General features: G+C 71.6%; 13 protein-coding genes and 1 tRNA gene. 11 read left to right on the top strand and 3 right to left on the bottom strand.

Annotated features, from left to right (window positions below; all coding sequences use genetic code 11):
- Window positions 1-5 precede the first annotated feature (5 nt).
- From KSED_RS12850 to KSED_RS12835, 4 genes are read left to right on the top strand one after another with little or no spacing between them, the layout of a single operon-like run.
- The gene (locus tag KSED_RS12850) at window positions 6-437 is read left to right on the top strand and encodes a carboxymuconolactone decarboxylase family protein (protein WP_015780504.1); all 432 of its coding nucleotides are present in this window, start codon (window positions 6-8) and stop codon (window positions 435-437) included.
- The gene (locus KSED_RS12845) at window positions 434-1276 is read left to right on the top strand and encodes a sigma-70 family RNA polymerase sigma factor (protein WP_015780503.1); all 843 of its coding nucleotides are present in this window, start codon (window positions 434-436) and stop codon (window positions 1274-1276) included. Before KSED_RS12850 ends, KSED_RS12845 begins: the two co-directional genes overlap by 4 nt.
- Before the next feature lie 10 nt (window positions 1277-1286).
- Entirely contained in the window at window positions 1287-2168 is an 882-nt protein-coding gene (locus KSED_RS12840) for an ABC transporter permease (protein ID WP_015780502.1), read from the top strand.
- Between the two features lie 5 nt (window positions 2169-2173).
- Window positions 2174-3865 (top strand): dipeptide ABC transporter ATP-binding protein, encoded by a 1692-nt coding sequence (locus KSED_RS12835; protein WP_049758709.1) that lies wholly within the window; start codon window positions 2174-2176, stop codon window positions 3863-3865.
- Window positions 3866-3944: 79 nt separating this feature from the next.
- On the opposite strand, the gene KSED_RS12830 is transcribed toward KSED_RS12835, so the two are convergent.
- Window positions 3945-4018: transfer RNA gene (locus KSED_RS12830), tRNA-Gly, on the bottom strand.
- Window positions 4019-4129: 111 nt separating this feature from the next.
- Here KSED_RS12830 and dcd point away from each other — a divergent pair.
- The 6 genes from dcd (at window position 4130) to KSED_RS12800 (ending at window position 9172) form a co-directional block, all read left to right on the top strand.
- Entirely contained in the window at window positions 4130-4714 is a 585-nt protein-coding gene (gene dcd, locus KSED_RS12825; protein WP_015780500.1) for a dCTP deaminase, read from the top strand.
- 89 nt (window positions 4715-4803) lie between these two features.
- Entirely contained in the window at window positions 4804-5958 is a 1155-nt protein-coding gene (locus KSED_RS12820; RefSeq protein ID WP_015780499.1) for an ABC transporter ATP-binding protein, read from the top strand.
- Window positions 5955-6599, top strand: coding sequence for an ABC transporter permease (locus tag KSED_RS12815; RefSeq protein WP_015780498.1), 645 nt, complete (start codon window positions 5955-5957; stop codon window positions 6597-6599). Before KSED_RS12820 ends, KSED_RS12815 begins: the two co-directional genes overlap by 4 nt.
- The gene (locus KSED_RS12810; RefSeq protein ID WP_015780497.1) at window positions 6596-7288 is read left to right on the top strand and encodes an ABC transporter permease; all 693 of its coding nucleotides are present in this window, start codon (window positions 6596-6598) and stop codon (window positions 7286-7288) included. The genes KSED_RS12815 and KSED_RS12810 overlap by 4 nt, the downstream gene beginning before the upstream one ends.
- A gap of 85 nt (window positions 7289-7373) precedes the next feature.
- Complete coding sequence (locus tag KSED_RS12805; RefSeq protein ID WP_015780496.1) at window positions 7374-8276, top strand: ABC transporter substrate-binding protein; 903 nt, start codon at window positions 7374-7376, stop codon at window positions 8274-8276.
- Entirely contained in the window at window positions 8273-9172 is a 900-nt protein-coding gene (locus KSED_RS12800; protein WP_015780495.1) for a 3-hydroxyacyl-CoA dehydrogenase NAD-binding domain-containing protein, read from the top strand. Before KSED_RS12805 ends, KSED_RS12800 begins: the two co-directional genes overlap by 4 nt.
- A 192-nt stretch (window positions 9173-9364) precedes the next feature.
- On the opposite strand, the gene KSED_RS12795 is transcribed toward KSED_RS12800, so the two are convergent.
- A complete protein-coding gene (locus tag KSED_RS12795) occupies window positions 9365-9730 on the bottom strand; it encodes a PH domain-containing protein (protein WP_015780494.1) in 366 nt (121 codons plus the stop codon).
- Window positions 9731-10103: 373 nt separating this feature from the next.
- On the opposite strand from KSED_RS12795, the gene KSED_RS12790 reads away from it, so the two are divergent.
- Window positions 10104-11672, top strand: a complete 1569-nt coding sequence (locus KSED_RS12790; protein WP_081439928.1) for an HNH endonuclease signature motif containing protein — start codon at window positions 10104-10106, stop codon at window positions 11670-11672.
- A 98-nt stretch (window positions 11673-11770) separates the two neighbouring features.
- Here KSED_RS12790 and KSED_RS15490 read toward each other — a convergent pair whose 3' ends face one another.
- A complete protein-coding gene (locus tag KSED_RS15490) occupies window positions 11771-15937 on the bottom strand; it encodes a (Fe-S)-binding protein (RefSeq protein ID WP_015780492.1) in 4167 nt (1388 codons plus the stop codon).
- Window positions 15938-16039: the final 102 nt, after the last annotated feature.

Raw genomic sequence — 16039 nt, 5'->3', positions numbered from 1 at the left:
TCACCATGCCCCGTCTCGATCTCTCCCGCAGCCACCGGATGGGCTTCGCCGCCGTCCTCGGGCTGGAGACCTACTGCCGCACGCACCTGGACAACCGGCTGTACGAGCTCGTGAAGCTGCGTGCCTCGCTGCTCAACCGGTGCGCCCACTGCATCGAGATGCACTCCGCCGCCCTGCGCAAGCGCGAAGAGCCCCAGGAGGTCCTCGACGCGTTGGACCGCACCCCGCTGCCGCAGGAGCACTTCACCCCTGCCGAGCTGGCCGCCCTCGCGCTGACCGATGCGGCGACGCGGCTGGGCGAGGAGGGTGTCCCCGATGCGGTGTGGGAGGCCGCAGCGTCCCACTACGACGACAAGCAGCTGGGCCACCTCGTCCTGGCCATCGCCACCATCAACGTGTGGAACCGCATTGCCATCACCACCAGACTGGACGCGTGAACCCCACCGACACCTGGGCCGCCGAGCAGCACCGTCTCACCGGTCTGGCCTACCGCATCACCGGCAGCTGGCACGACGCCGAGGAGGTCGTGGCCGAGGCCGGGGTGCGCGCCAGCCGGGCGGACGGCATCGAGCAGCCAGCGGCCTGGCTGACCACGGTGACCACCCGCCTGGCCCTCGACGCAGCGCGTCACCGGGCGGCCCGCCGGGAGACCTACGTGGGGCCGTGGCTCCCGGAGCCGGCGGCGGACGAGCAGTTGCCCGCGCAGGTCGCCGAGCACCGCGCCCTGCTGGGCCTGGGGCTGGTACGGGTGCTGCAGGAGCTGCCCCCGGTGGAGCGCGCCGTGTTCGTGCTGCGCGAGGCCTTCGCGGTGCCGTACCGCGAGATCGCCGAGTGCGTCGGGCGCTCCGAGGCCGCGTGCCGGCAGATCGTGTCTCGTGCGCGGCGCCGCCTGCCCGCCGCGCAGGACCACCGTGCCCAGGCCCGGGTGCTCGATGCCCTGGTGGACGCCATCTCCGCCGGCGACGTGACCCGGGCCGTGGCGCTGCTCTCCGAGGACTGCGTGGTCTGGACCGATGCGGGTGGGCACAGCAAGGCGGCGCTGCACCCCATCGTGGGGGCGGACAAGGCGGTGCGCTTCCTGGCGGGCGTGGCCGCCAAGTCGGGCCGACTGGACCCGGTGCGGATGCGGGTGAACGGCGGCCCGGCGCTGTGGTTCGACACCCCGGTGGGGCCGCGACTGGTGGTCGTGGAGATGGCCGACGGGCAGATCACGGGTGTGCAGATGCACGGGAACCCGGAGAAGATGCGTCGCCTGGGCGCGCCCGGCCTTCCGTAGTCTGTGTGCCATGACCACCACCGGCCCCGCCGCGCCCTCGCGCGCGACGCTCGATGCGGGCCGCCCCCCGAGCCGGGCCGGCCGCGCCTACCTGGTGGTCGGCGGGGTGATCGTGGCCGTGATGGTGGCGATGGCGCTGCTCTCCTACGTGTGGACCCCCTTCGACCCCACCCGAGTGGTCGCCTCCGACCGGCTCCAGGGGCCGAGCGCCGAGCACTGGCTGGGGACCGACAAGTTCGGGCGCGACACCTTCAGCCAGGTCCTCGTCGGGGCGCGCACGACGCTCTACGTGGGCTTCGTGGCCGTGGGCGTGGCCGCGCTGCTGGGGGTGCCGCTCGGCATCCTCTCGGCGATGGGGCCGCGCTGGCTCGACGGGTTGATCATGCGCGCCGCCGACATCGGCCTGGCCTTCCCCGGTCTGCTGCTGGCCATCATGTTCGCCGCGGTCTTCGGGGCCTCGACCACGTCCGCGATGGTCGCCATCGGCCTGGCCAGCGTCCCCAGCTTCGCCCGCGTGACCCGTGCCGGGGCGCTGGGCATCCTGCCGCGGGAGTTCATCACCGCCGCCCGCGTGGCTGGGCGGCGCCCCGCATCGATCGGCTGGCGCCACGTGCTGCCGAACGTGGTGGGGCTGGTGATCGTCCAGGCCTCGGTGAGCTTCGCGCTGGCGATCCTCGCCGAGGCGGGGCTGAGCTTCCTGGGCTTCGGCACGCCGCCGCCCACACCCAGCTGGGGCCGGATGCTGCAGGAGAGCCAGTCGCTGCTGGCCTCGGACCCGCGCCTGGCGATCGTGCCCGGGGTGGCGATCGCGCTGGCCGTGCTGGGGTTCAACCTGCTCGGCGACGGGCTGCGTGACCGCTTCGACCCGCAGATGCAGGTGGTCGACCAGTGAGTGACATGGCCGCCGACACCCCCGCACCGCCTGCCGCAGGCCCCCGCCTGGTGGCGCGCGACCTGTCCGTCGGCACCCGCCACCGCACCCTGGTCTCCGGGGTGGACCTCACCCTCGATGCGGGCGAGCGCGTCGGTCTGATCGGTGAGTCCGGGTCGGGCAAGTCGCTCACGGCCCTGGCGATCATGGGGCTGCTGCCGGACAACCTGCACGCCACCGGCAGCATCGAGCTCACGCCCGAGGGGGGCGCCACCACGCAGGTGGTCGGCGCCAGCGACCGTGCGATGTCGCGCATCCGTGGCCTGGACCTCTCGATGGTCTTCCAGGAGCCCATGAGCGCGCTCAATCCCACGATGCGCGTCGGCGACCAGGTGGCCGAGGTGATGGAGATCCACGGCACCGCCCGCGGGGACGCCGCCGCCCGCCGAGCCGTGGAGCTGCTCGAGAGCGTGGGCATCACCGATGCCGAGGGCGTCGCCCGCGCCCACCCGCACCAGCTCTCCGGCGGGCAGCGGCAGCGGGTGGTCATCGCCATCGCGCTGGCCAACGACCCCGACGTGCTGATCTGCGACGAGCCGACCACCGCCCTGGACGTGACCGTGCAGGCCACCGTGCTGCGCCAGGTGCTCGACGGCGCCCGCGAGCACGACGCGGCGCTGTTGTTCATCACCCACGACCTCGCCGTGGTCTCGCAGGTGTGTGAGCGCGTGGTGGTGCTCAAGGACGGGCAGGTGGTGGAGCGCGGGACGGTGGCCGAGGTCTTCGGCGCCCCCCAGCACCCGTACACGCAGGCCCTGGTGGCGGCCTCGCGCCTGAAGCCCCGCGCGGGCACCGGTACCACGGCGCTCGACCTCGCCGGCTCGCCCGGCATCGATGCGGTGGCCGAGCCCGGCGAGAGCACCCCGCCGGAGGCTCCCGCCGTCGCGGTGGAGGACGTGCGGCAGGTCTACACCCGCCCCCGCCGGAGCCTGTTCTCCGCCCGGCCGCAGGTCGTGGCGCTCGATGGGGTGAGCCTCACCGTCGAGCCCGGCGAACGCTTCGGCATCGTCGGGGAGTCGGGGTCGGGCAAGTCGACGCTGCTGCGGCTGGTCGCGGGGTTGGAGTCCCCCGTATCGGGGCGGGTCGAGGTGCTCGGGCGGCAGGTCTCGGGCGTGCCGGAGCGCCGGCTCGGGTGGCTGCGGGAGGGCGTGCAGATGGTCTTCCAGGACCCGCGCGACTCGCTGGACCCGCGGATGACCGTGCGCGACGTGGTGGCCGAGCCGCTCGTGGCGCAGGGGTGGTCCGGGGGCGACCGGGACGACCGCGTGGCCGAGCTGCTGCGCCGGGTGGGTCTGGAGCCGTCGATGATGCGGCGCCACCCGCACCAGTTCAGCGGCGGGCAGCGGCAGCGCATCAGCATCGCACGGGCCCTGGCGCCCTCGCCGCGGGTGCTGCTGGCCGACGAGCCGGTCTCCGCCCTGGATGTGAGCGTGCGCGGCCAGGTGCTGGACCTCATCGGGGAGCTGGTGGACGAGCTGGGGCTGACGCTGGTCTTCGTGAGCCACGACCTCTCGGTGGTCCGGCACGTGTGTGAGCGGGTGGCCGTGATGCGGCGGGGTGAGCTGGTGGAGGTGGCGCCCACCGAGCAGCTGTGGTCCGCGCCGGGGACGGACTACACCCGCTCCCTCATCGAGGCGATCCCGCGCATGGCGGTCTGAGTGCGGCGGTGCGGTCCGTGCGCGCGGCGCAGGCGTCCCGGGACGCAAGAACCCCGCCCGGCGGTGCCGGACGGGGCGGTGGAGCGGGTGACGAGAATCGAACTCGCGTATTCAGCTTGGGAAGCTGATGTTCTACCATTGAACTACACCCGCGAGGGTTGCGGGAGCCCATGGTACACGGGCTCCCGGGGGTGCCCGCCACGGGCGCGCGAGGTCTCGTTCAGCGGCTGTGAGCCACCGCCCTCGCCCCGGTAACCTCGCCCCATGCTGCTGTCCGACCGCGACATCTCCGCCCGCATCGACGCCGGCGACGACTCGGCCGTGCGCCTCGACCCGTGGGAGCCGTCGATGCTGCAGCCCAGCAGCGTCGACGTCCGGCTGGACCGCTACTTCCGGCTGTTCGACAACCACAAGTACCCGGTCATCGACCCCGCCGCCGAGCAGCCCGACCTGACGCGCCTGGTGGAGGTGGAGCCCGACGAGCCGTTCGTGCTGCACCCCGGGGAGTTCGTGCTCGGCAGCACCTACGAGCAGATCACGCTGCCGGACGACATCGCCGCCCGCGTGGAGGGCAAGAGCTCGCTCGGGCGCCTGGGACTGCTCACCCACGCGACGGCCGGCTTCGTGGACCCCGGCTTCTCCGGCCACGTCACACTGGAGCTCAGCAACGTGGCCACCCTGCCGATCGTGCTGCACCCGGGCATGAAGATCGGGCAGCTCTGCTTCTTCCAGCTGTCCTCGCCCGCGCAGCACCCCTACGGCAGTGCCACCTACGGCTCGCACTACCAGGGCCAACGTGGGCCGACCGCCTCGCGCAGCTGGGCGAACTTCCACCGCACCCAGATCTGAGGCGGCCCTCCCCGATGGGGTGAGCGTCGCCCGGGTGCCCGGTGCTGGTCCCGATGCGGTTGTCGGTGGCCCCGCGTAGGGTCGTGCCCATGATCCGCTTCGAGGGCGTGAGCAAGCGTTTCGGCAACGGGACCGTGGCCGTGGACGACCTGACCCTGGAGTGCCCCACAGGGCAGATCACAGTGCTGGTCGGGCCGTCGGGCTGCGGCAAGACGACGAGCCTGCGGATGATCAACCGCATGGTCGAGCCGTCCGACGGCCGGATCCTGATCGACGGGCGCCCGAACACGGACCTCGACGCGAACGAGCTGCGCCGCACCATCGGCTACGTCATCCAGCACGGCGGGCTGTTCCCGCACCAGACGGTGCTGCGCAACGTCATGACGGTGCCCCTGCTGGTCGGTTGGAGCAAGCAGAAGGCCCGCTCCCGGGCGCTGGAGCTGCTTGAGCGGGTGGGGCTCGACCCGGACCTCGCCCAGCGCTACCCCGCCCAGCTCTCCGGCGGGCAGCAGCAGCGCGTCGGGGTGGCCCGGGCCCTGGCCGCCGACCCGCCGGTGATGCTCATGGACGAGCCGTTCAGCGCGGTCGACCCCATCGTGCGCGAGCGGCTGCAGGAGGAGTTCCTGCGCCTCCAGGACGAGATCGGCACCACCATCGTGCTGGTCACCCACGACATCGACGAGGCCATGCGGCTGGGGGATCAGGTCGCGATCCTGCGGGAGGGCGGCCACCTGGCGCAGGTCGACTCCCCGGCGCGCGTGATGGCCCGTCCCGCCGACGACTTCGTGGCCGACTTCGTGGGGCGCGACCGCGGGTACCGCTCCTTGGCCTTCCACACCGGGGAGGTGCCGCTGCAGCGGGAGGACGCGGTCCGCATCGGCGAGCCGCTGCCGCGCGGGGCCGACTGGGTGCTCGCGGTCGACGACGACTCCCACCCGCTGGGGTGGCTGCGGGCCGATGCGGGCGGCACGGCCCGGGAGGGTGAGCTGCGCTTGGGGGGCACGCTCGCCCGCCGCGACGGGTCGTTGCGGGCCCTGCTCGACGCGGCGCTGTCCTCCCCGAGCCAGCGCGGCGTGGTGGTGGACGACGACGGACGGCTGCTGGGGACGGTGCGTCCGCACGACGTGCTCGACGTCATCACGCAGACCGACCGCGCCGACCCGGCCTCGCGCCACGAGGACGAGCCCCGTCCCGAGCAGCCGAGGCGGGAGGACGCTGACGCCGCCGCGGGGGGTGCGCCGTGAGCGAGATCGGCAACGTCGAGTGGTCCGAGCTCTGGGAGCTCGGGCTCGCGCACGTCTACCTGGCGGGCCTGCCCCTGCTGATCGGGCTGGCGCTCGCCCTGCCGCTGGGGTGGGTGGCTGCGCGGATTCCGCGACTCCGGACGGCCCTGGTCTCCGGCAGTGCGCTGCTCTACACGATCCCCTCGCTGGCGCTGTTCATCTTGCTGCCGGGCATCATCGGCACGCAGATCCTCGACCCGCTGAACGTGTTGATCGCGATGTCCTTGTACACCGTGGCGTTGTTGGTGCGGAACGTGGCCGACGGCCTGGGGGCGGTGCCGGAGCACGTGCGGCAGGCCGCCACCGCGATGGGCCTCGGGCGCTGGCGGCGGCTGACGCGCGTCGAGCTGCCGCTGGCGGTCCCCGTCATCGCCGCGGGCCTGCGGGTGGCCGCGGTGAGCAATGTCAGCATCGTGAGCGTTGCCGCGCTGGTGGGCATCCCCCAGCTCGGGATCCTCTTCACGCGCGGCTTCAACCGGGATGACCTGGGCATGATCGCCGTGGGCATGGCCGGGTGTGTGCTGCTCGCCCTGCTCTTCGATGCGGTGATCCTGCTGCTCCGCCGGCTGCTCACCCCGTGGCTGCGGGAGGTGCGCGCATGATCGCCGGTGAGGTCGTGGCCTGGCTGACCGACCCCGCCAGCTGGCAGGGGGAGGACGGCATCTGGATGCAGGTGCTGCGGCACCTGGCGTACTCGTTCGCGGCGCTCGCCCTGGCCTGCCTGGTGGCGGTCCCGCTGGGCCTGTGGATCGGGCACACGGGCAAGGGCTCGGTGGTGGCGGTGAACCTGGCCGGGGCGCTGCGTGCGCTGCCCTCGCTGGGTCTGCTGCTGCTGGGGTGGGTGCTGCTCGCGCCGCACCTGCCCGGTGATGCTGCGTTCGTGCTGCCGAGCCTCATCGTGCTGGCCGTGCTGGCGATCCCCCCGGTGCTCTCGGGGGTGTACTCCGGCATCGCGGAGGTGGACCCGGCCGCGCGGGACGCGGCGAAGGGCATGGGGATGACCGGCATGCAGGTGCTGCGGCGGGTGGAGATCCCCGTGGCGCTGCCGTTGATCCTCTCCGGCCTGCGGTCGGGGCTGCTGCAGATCATCGCGACCGCCACCATCGCCGCCTACGTCTCCCTCGGCGGGCTGGGGCGCTACCTCATCGACGGACTCGCGGCGCGTGACTACGCGCAGATGGCCGGCGGGGCGGTACTCGTGGCGGGCCTGGCGTTGCTGATGGAGCTGGTCTTCACCCTACTGCAAAAGCTCGTCGTGAGCCCCGGCCTGGCCGACCAGGAGGCACGATGACCGCGCGCTCGACCGCTGCACCTGCTGATCCCGCACGACGACCTACCGACCCCACATCCACCCCCTCGATCTCCCAGGAGTGACCATGCGACCCACCCGTTCCCTCGCCGCACTGGCGGCGGTCAGTGCCTTGGCGCTCGCCGCCTGCGGTGGCGACCCCACGCAGGACCCCGGCGCCACCGAGGAGGGTGACGCGAGCAAAGTGACCATCGGCAGCGGGAACTTCACCGAGAGCACGATCCTGGCCGAGGTCTACGCCAAGGCACTGCAGGACGACGGCGTCGAGGTGGAGAAGAAGCTGGAGATCGGCAGCCGCGAGACCTACCTGCCGGCCCTGCAGGACGGCTCGATCGACCTCATCCCGGAGTACATCGGCACCTTGGCGACCTACTTCGACAAGGAGCTGACGGTCACCGACGCCGACGAGGTCTACGCGGCCCTCGAGAAGAGCCTGCCCGAGGGGCTGGAGGTGCTCGAGTACTCCGAGGCCGAGAACGCCGACAACGTCGTCGTCACCCGCGCCACGGCCGACGAGCAGGGGCTGGAGAAGATCTCCGACCTGGAGGGCAAGGCCGGGGACATGACCCTCGGCGGCCCCCCGGAGTGGAAGGAGCGCGCGCAGGGGGTGCCCGGGTTGAAGAAGGTCTACGGGCTGGAGTTCGCGAAGTTCCGCGAGCTGAGCGCTGGTGGCAACGTGACGGCTCAGGCGCTGGAGAACGGCCAGATCGACGCCGCGAACATCTTCACCACCGACCCGTCGATCGTGCAGAAGGACTTCGTGATCCTCGAGGACGACAAGGACCTGTTCAGTGCGCAGAACGTGGTGCCGCTGCTCTCCTCGGAGGTGGCGGACGATGCGGTCAGTGAGTCGCTGAACAAGGTCTCCTCGGAACTGACCGCGGAGGACCTCGCGCAGATGCAGATCGACATCACCGACGGCAAGACGCCGGAGGAGGTCGCCAGCGCGTGGGTGGAGGAGAACCTGTGAGCGCGCGGCGGGCGGCCGTCATCGGGGCCGGGACGATCGGTCTGGGCTGGGCCGGGATCTTCGCCGGCCACGGCTGGGACGTGGCCGTGTTCGACCCGCGCGACGGCCTGGACGCGGCGCTCGACGACGCGGCGGCCGAGGCGGCCGGGGCGCTGACGGCTGCGGGGCGTGAGGTGAGCACCCAGCAGGTGCGTGAGCGGCTCGCGGTGGCCGGATCGTTGGAGGAGGCGGCCGAGGGCGCGGAGCACGTGCAGGAGTCCGGGCCGGAGGATTTGGAGTGGAAGCGGCGCACCTTCGCGCAGCTCGAGGCGGCCACGGGGCCGGGAACGGTGCTGGCGACCTCGAGCTCCTTCATCACCTCCAGCGAGATCTCCCGCGACAACCTGGAGCAGGGACGGATGCTGGTGGGCCACCCCTTCAACCCGGTGCTGGTCCTCCCGTTGGTGGAGGTCGTCGGCGGGTCGAACACGCACCCGGAGACGGTGGAGGCGGCCGTGGAGACCTACCGCGCCGTGGGCAAGCACCCGGTGGTGGTCGGCGCGGAGGTACAGGGCTTCATCGGCAACCGGTTGCAGTTCGTCCTGCTGGCCGAGGCGCTGCACCTGGTGGAGCAGGGGGTGGCCACGCCCGAGGAGATCGACGAGGTCGTGCGCACCTCCCTCGGGCCACGGTGGGCGGCGCTGGGGCCGTTGCGGGCCTCGTCGATGGGCGGGGCGCGCGGGATGACCGGGCTGTTCGAGCTCCTCTCACCCGAGCTGGAGAAGCTGCAGCCCGGGCTGCCGGACCTGGCGACGCAGATCCGGACGACCGGGGTGGTGGACGCCGCCTACGGCGACAACCAGCCGACGCCGGCGGAGGTCGCCCGGCGCCTCCGGGGCGCCTTGTCCGACGACTGACGCACCCCGCATCGAGGAGCGCACCCGCGCTCGCACCCTGCCGCATCGAGGACGAATCAGGGGCGAGACGTTGCCGGTGTTCCCGTGGGAGGTCTCGTCGGGCTGAGGGCGTGGCTGCTCCGCGCTGGGGGTGCGGGGCGGGGTTCGAGCGTGTGGGGTGGGCGCGTCGGGTCGGTCGCGGGAGGGGGCGCGTCAGAGGACGTGGGCGGCGATGAGTGCGTCGAGGCGGCGGACGTCGACGTCGCGTCCGAGGCTGACCTTGATGTGCCCCACGCGCGTCCACAGCTCGAGCTCCGCGTTGACGTCGAACAGGTTGCCGGCGTTCTCGGAGGACCACATATGGATCGACGAGTAGGGGAGAGAGTAGATCCCCACCTTCTTGCCACGGAGGCCCTGGGCGTCACGGACGATCAGGCGCTTGGTGGTGAAGATGGCTGAGTCGCGGAAGGTCTTGTAGGCGGCGACGGCCTGCTCGCCGGGGGTGAGGAGGGGGTGGACGTCGTCGGGGATGGGGCACTCGGACTGGAGGGTCCAGGCAAGGATCGGGGCGGTTTCCACGGGGGCTCCTGATGGGTGGCGTGGGTGGGGTGGGCGTCTGTGGCGTGTGGTGCGTGGCCCGGTCAGGTTCGCACAGGTCGACGGGTTTGGGTGGGGCGCGGCCGCACTGGAGGGGGGTAGGGGGCTGCGGGGCGCGGTGGGGCGGTAGCCCCGCTATTACCAGGGCGAGGGCCGCAGGCGGTGCAGGTGTGAGGGCGATGACCGCGGGTGGGGTGTGTTGTCCACAGGTGGGCCGGGCACCCGGCAGGCCGTGAGCACTCGTCCACATGTACTATTTAGGGCTTGACTGTTGTCGGTGGTGTGTACTAGTCTGGGGGGTAGTTGGTTGGACAGGGGGTTCGACCACACAACCCGGGAGGGGGTGACCACGGCCATGACCACAACCGCGCCGACCCAGTCGACGACCGATGATGCCGTCGCGGTAGCCCGGGAAGCCTTCGCGGCCGTGCACACCGCCGCCGACCACGCCCTGGCCGCGGTCGCGGCACTGGGGTCGACCGACCTGCCGTTGGACGTGGCGACCTTGGAGTGGCTCGTCCAGGAAGCCCAACGCGTGGTCAACCGGCACGACCGGATCAGGATCCGCGCCCTGGACGTGGTGCGTCGTACCCGGGAGGCTGGCGGGTCGCACCATGACAACGACGCCCAGTTCACCGCCGGACGCACCCACACCGACCCCCGAGGCGCCGCCCGCGACACCCACCTCGCCAAAGCCCTCGGCAACCAACCCCCCACACCCCCGCCAAACGGCCCCGAAGATGCCGGCGAGAGGGACCCGGACGGCACGCCGAGTACGGGTACTGACGATCCTGGCGGCCAGGGCGGTGCCACGCCCCCGTCGCCGACGGCGGCGGCCTGGGACGCCGGGCTGATCACCCGCGAACACGCACTGATCATCACCGGCGCTCTGGACGACCTGCCCGACCACCTCACCGACGGGCAGCGCCTGACCGTCGAGGAAGGCCTGGTCGCCAAGGCCCAACAGGTCAACCCCGCCACCCTGCGCAAAGCAGCCAAACGAGCCCTGGAAGCACTCGACCTGCCCGAAGCCGAGGTCGACGCCCACCACGACCAGCTCCTGCACAACCAAGAACGCGCAGCGTGGGATGCCGCGAGTTTCTGGATGCGCGACAACCACGACGGGACCTGGTTCGGACAGTTCACCCTGCCCGAACTCCAAGCCCACATGCTCAAGAAAGCCCTCGAAGCCCTCACCAACCCCCGCCGCCGCACAAACAACCCCAACAACCCCAAGGCGGACGCAGCCGAAGGCGGCGTCGCGCCGACGGGGGCTGGCATGGCCGCGCCGACGGGTGATGGTCGGTTCGACCGGGCAGTGCGTGACCAGCAGCGCGGACAAGCACTGGCCGAGCTCATCGACCACCTACCCACCGACCAGCTCGGCACCAAGATCAACGCCACCGTGCTGATCCGCACCGACCTGGCCACATTGCGCGGCGACGCTGACCGGGCCGGGATCACCGACACCGGCACCGAGATCTCCACCAGCGAACTACGCCGCCTGGCCAGCAACGCCGGACTCATCCCCATCGTCATGAACGGCACCACCATCCCCCTGGACCTCGGAAGGCAACGCCGGTTCTTCACAGACTCCCAACGAGCAGCCCTGGCACTGGTCTACGACACCTGCGCCGCCGGCGACTGCGACCGCCCCTTCGCCTGGTGCGAAATCCACCACGCCCAACCCTGGAAACCCGTCCACGGACCCGACGGACAACTCCTCCACCCCGGCGCAGGCAAAACCAACCTCACCAACGCCATCCCCCTGTGCGGCAAACACCACCGCCAACTCACCGACCACCGCCTGACCCACACCATCCACCGCGACCACCACGGCAAAGCCACCATCACCTACACCTGGCGCAAACCCGGAGACCCCTGGAACACCAGCGACCCCCCGACACCGGACACGCACACATGACCGGAACAGTCACATCCACGGGCACGCCTGCCCCCGCAACGACGGGAGCCCGCCGCAGGATCACCCTGCAACGGACTCCCGTACCCGACCGACCCGGCTCAGCCCTTCCAGGCACCCAGGCGCAGCGCTGGCGAGTCAGTCCCGATGCGAGACGCTCGCTCGCCCACGTTCGGCACCTCGACCGGAGCGCCGCCCGTCGCCGGGGGCTCAGAAGCGTCGGCCTCAGGAGCGGCGGACTCCGTGGCCGTCGGCTCGGTCGAGCCCTGGTTGACCGAGGCCTCGTCCTCCACGATCTGAGTGCCCGAGACCACGGCCGGGGTGCCCGTGGTCCCTGGGTCCACGACCTCCTGCGGCTGGCGGTCGGCGGCATCCTGCGGCTGCTGCTCCTGGCCGATGTCATCCATTCGATCGCCCTGCATCACACCCGTGGACGTGACCGGGGCGTGGGACTCATCGATCGGCGGCGTGTCAGCCCTCTCGACCTCGGTCTCTGCGGCCTGCGCGCCGCCCTGGGCCCACCCGAATCGCGATGCGGAGTCAGATCCGATCGTGGTGCCGGTGTGGCCCTGCGGCGCGGTGGCCGTAGTCCGCTGAACGGAGCTGTCGGCCGGCGCGGAGACGGTGGGGGTGGGCTCCTCGGTCGAGGTGCTCGGTCCCGCCGTCTCGGTCACGGCCGCCTGGGACGTCGACGCTTCGCCCTCGGTCGCGTCCTGGTCGCTGCCGCGGCCGGTCGCCCAGCCGAACCGCTGCGGGGAGTCGAGGCCGATCCGATCACCGGAGTGGCCGGCCGGGGCCGTGCTGATGGGCCCGCTCGCCGCCGGGGCGGCGTCATCGGCCGGGGTGGCCTGGCTCGTCGTCACGGTCGTCGAGGTCTGTTCCGTCACCGCGCTCTCGGAGGGCTGCTCCGCCGCGGGTTCCGGGGAGGCCTGTGTGGCCGCCGTGACCGTGGGCTCGGGCTGGGTCGCAGCGGCGGGCGTCGCGCTCTCGGCCTGCTCTCCGCCGGTACCGGTGGCCCAGCCGAAGCGGCGCGGCGACTCCCCGCCGATCCGGTGGCCGCTGTGCCCCGCCGGTGCGCTGCCCGCGCCCGTGGCGCCTGCGGCACCCGGGGAAACGGTGGCCTCGGTGGCAGGTGCTGCTGCCTGGCTCGTCGACGGCGCGCCAGTGGCCTGATCGGTGGCCCATCCGAAGCGGGTGGGGGTGTCGGCGCCGATGCGCTGACCGGTGAAGGCCGCGGGGGCGGTGCCCGCGCTCGGTCCCGCCGGTGCAGGTGCCTCCGCCTCCGGGGTGGTGCCGTCGGCGGTACCTCCGGTGGCTGCAGCGGTCGTGGTCTCGGCGGCGGCGGTGTTGTCGGAGTCGGCATCCGAGTCAGCGGCCGCCGCGGGGGCGGTCTGGGACGCGGACGCGGCGGTGCCGCCCGTGGGGGCGCCGTCCTGCGAGGCCCAGCCGAAGCGGGTGGGCGTGTCGGCGCCGATTCGGTCTCCGGTGAAGGCCTGTGGGGCCGTGCCACTGGCGGCGCTGGCAGCACCAGCAGCAGCGTCACCAGTCGTCGCACCGGCGGTATCGGCGGCATTCGTCGTGTCGTCCGAGGGCGCGCCTGCCGCTGCCGGCTCGTCCACGGCGTCCGCAGGCTCCTCGCCCGCGGCCCGGTCCTCCTCGACCTGCCCGACGGCGCCCTGCTCGTCCACGGTGGTCTCGCCCTCGGGGGAGCGGTCGTCCTCGTCGACGCGGGAACCCACGGGGCCCTCGGCGTCGTCACCATCGGACTCGCGCGGCTCGTTGGCCGAGACACGGGAGGCAGCCTCGTCACCCTCGGAACCGTCACCCGAGCCCGAGCCCGAGCCCGATGCAAGGGCTGCCCCGGCGGCACTGGAGCCCGCCTTGGTGAGCTCGGAGATGTCGTCGGGGATCTGGATCCGCTGGGTCACGGCGTCGCCGGTGGCCGGGTCCGCAGTGGTCGAACCGTCCACGAGCTCGTCGGTGGCCACGGAGGGCTCGGCCTCGGTCTCCTGGCCGCGGCGCACGCCGGCGAGCAGCATCTGCGCCACGTCGACGACCTCCACGTCCTTGCCGCGGCCCTCTTCCTGGGCTGCGGTCAGGCCGTCGCTCATCATCACGCGGCAGAAGGGGCAGCCGATGGCGATGCGCTCGGCACCCGTGTCGATGGCCTCCTCGGTGCGATTCACGTTGATCCGCGAGCCGAGCTTCTCCTCCATCCACATGCGGGCACCACCGGCGCCACAGCAGAAGGACTTCTCCTTGGAACGCTCCATCTCCCGGTACTCCACGCCCGGCAGGGTCGCGATCAGCTCACGCGGCGCCTCGTAGACCTTGTTGTGACGGCCCAGGTAGCAGGGGTCGTGGTAGGTCACCGACGGGGCGGTGGAGGCGAACGGCGACGGCGTGGCCACCTCGGAGGCCGCGACCGGCTGCAGCTTCTTCTCGCGCACGAGGCGGTTCAGCAGCTGCGTGTGGTGCACGACCTCGTACTTCCCGCCGTTCTGCGGGTACTCGTTCTTGATGGTGTTGAAGCAGTGCGCGCAGGTCACCACGATCTTCGTGGCCCCCACCTCGTTCAGCATCTCCACGTTCTGCTGCGCCAGCATCTGGTACAGCACCTCGTTGCCGGCACGGCGGGCGGAGTCACCGGTGCAGGCCTCGCCGTCACCCAGGACGGCGAAGTCGACCCCGGCGATGTCCAGCAGCTCGGCGACGGCCTGCGTGGTCTTCTTCGCGCGGTCCTCGAAGGCGCCGGCGCAACCCACCCAGAAGAGGTACTCGACCTCATCGAGCGACTCCACGTCCGAGCCCACCTGCTTGATGGGGAAGTCCAGGCCCTTGGCCCAGTCCATGCGGGTGGAGTTGGCCATGCCCCAAGGGTTCTGCTTGCTCTCGAGGTTCTTGAACAGGCCACCCAGCTCGCTCGGGAAGGCCGACTCGATGAGCACCTGGTTACGACGCATGTCCACGATGGCGTCGACGTGCTCGATGTCCACCGGGCACTGCTCCACGCACGCACCACAGCTGGTGCAGCTCCACAGCACGTCGGGGTCGATGACGGCGCCGCCGGACGGGATGGTCGGGTCACCCTCGGTCGCGCCGACCAGCTGGCGGATGTCGAAGTCCTCCGGGGAGCCCGCCGCCACCTGCGAGTCGGGGTCCGATGCGGTGAGCGTCGCGCTCTGCCACGGTGCCTGGGCGTAGGCGGCGTCGCGCAGGTTCATCACCAGCATCTTCGGCGAGAGCGGCTTCTCGGTGTTCCAGGCCGGGCACTGCTCCTGGCAGCGGCCGCACTCGGTGCAGGTAGTGAAGTCCAGCAGCCCCTTCCAGGTGAAGTCCTCGATGGAACCGACACCCATGCGCAGCTCGTCGTCGCCCTCGTCGGCCTCGGCGATCTCCTCGAGCTGGTCCATGCTCGTGAGCGGCTTGCCGCCCACCATCATCGGCTGCAGCTCACCCAGCGAGGTGCGGCCGTCGGCGTGACGCTTGAACCAGATGTTGAAGAAGGCCAGGAAGCGGTGCCAGGCCACACCCATCGTGGGCTGCAGGCCGATGGTGATCATCCACGCCATCGAGATGAGGATCTTGACCAGCGCCACGGCGATGATCAGCGCGCCCAGCGTGCCGGCGGAGAGCCCGGTCAGCGCCGTGCCCATCCAGGCGGTCAGCGGGAAGTGCAGGGCGCTGGCGTGCTCGGCCCCCTCCACGCGACCGAGGGCGTACTCCAGGGCACGCAGGGCCAGGATGCACAGCACGACGCCGAGGATCGTGAACTCGACGTAGTAGGCCTGCCAGAAGGTGGAACCCCAGAAGCGGCTCCGGCGCGGGTCGCCCTTCTCCTTGGCGGCGGCCGACGGCTTGATCCGCTGGCGCAGCCAGATCAAGTACAGGATCCCGAACAGGCCGGTCCACCCGAAGAACTCGGTCAGCCACTCGAACGGGGGGAAGTGTCCGATGAGGGGCAGCGCGAAGTGCGGGTTGAACAGCTGCCCGTAGGCGGTCACCAGGGTCAGGAACAGCACCCCGAAGCTGATCATGGTGAACCAGTGGGCGATCGCCACCCACTTCTTGCGCAGCATGCGGGGGTGCGCGAAGACCTCGTAGAGCATGGTCTTGGTGCGCTGCACCGGGTCGTCGAAGCGCCCCACGGCGGCCTGGCCCTGGCGGACCACGGCCACGATCCGCATCACGGCGCGGGTGAGCAGGGCGATGCCGACGGCAGTGACGGCGAGACCCAGGAGGATGGCGAGCAGCTGCAGGGGATGCATGGGGGGAGTCTACGGACGCACCGCCGTTCGCCGCGGGTGTGGTGCACCTCACCACGGAGGTCACCGTGGCTTTGCAATACAGAAACAGGTTGTGATGTTGTC

It is taken from the genome of Kytococcus sedentarius DSM 20547 (assembly GCF_000023925.1).
Classification (GTDB): Bacteria; Actinomycetota; Actinomycetes; order Actinomycetales; family Dermatophilaceae; genus Kytococcus; species Kytococcus sedentarius.
The sequence above is the reverse complement of the archived record's forward strand: the minus strand, read 5'-3'. Positions and strand labels throughout refer to the sequence as shown.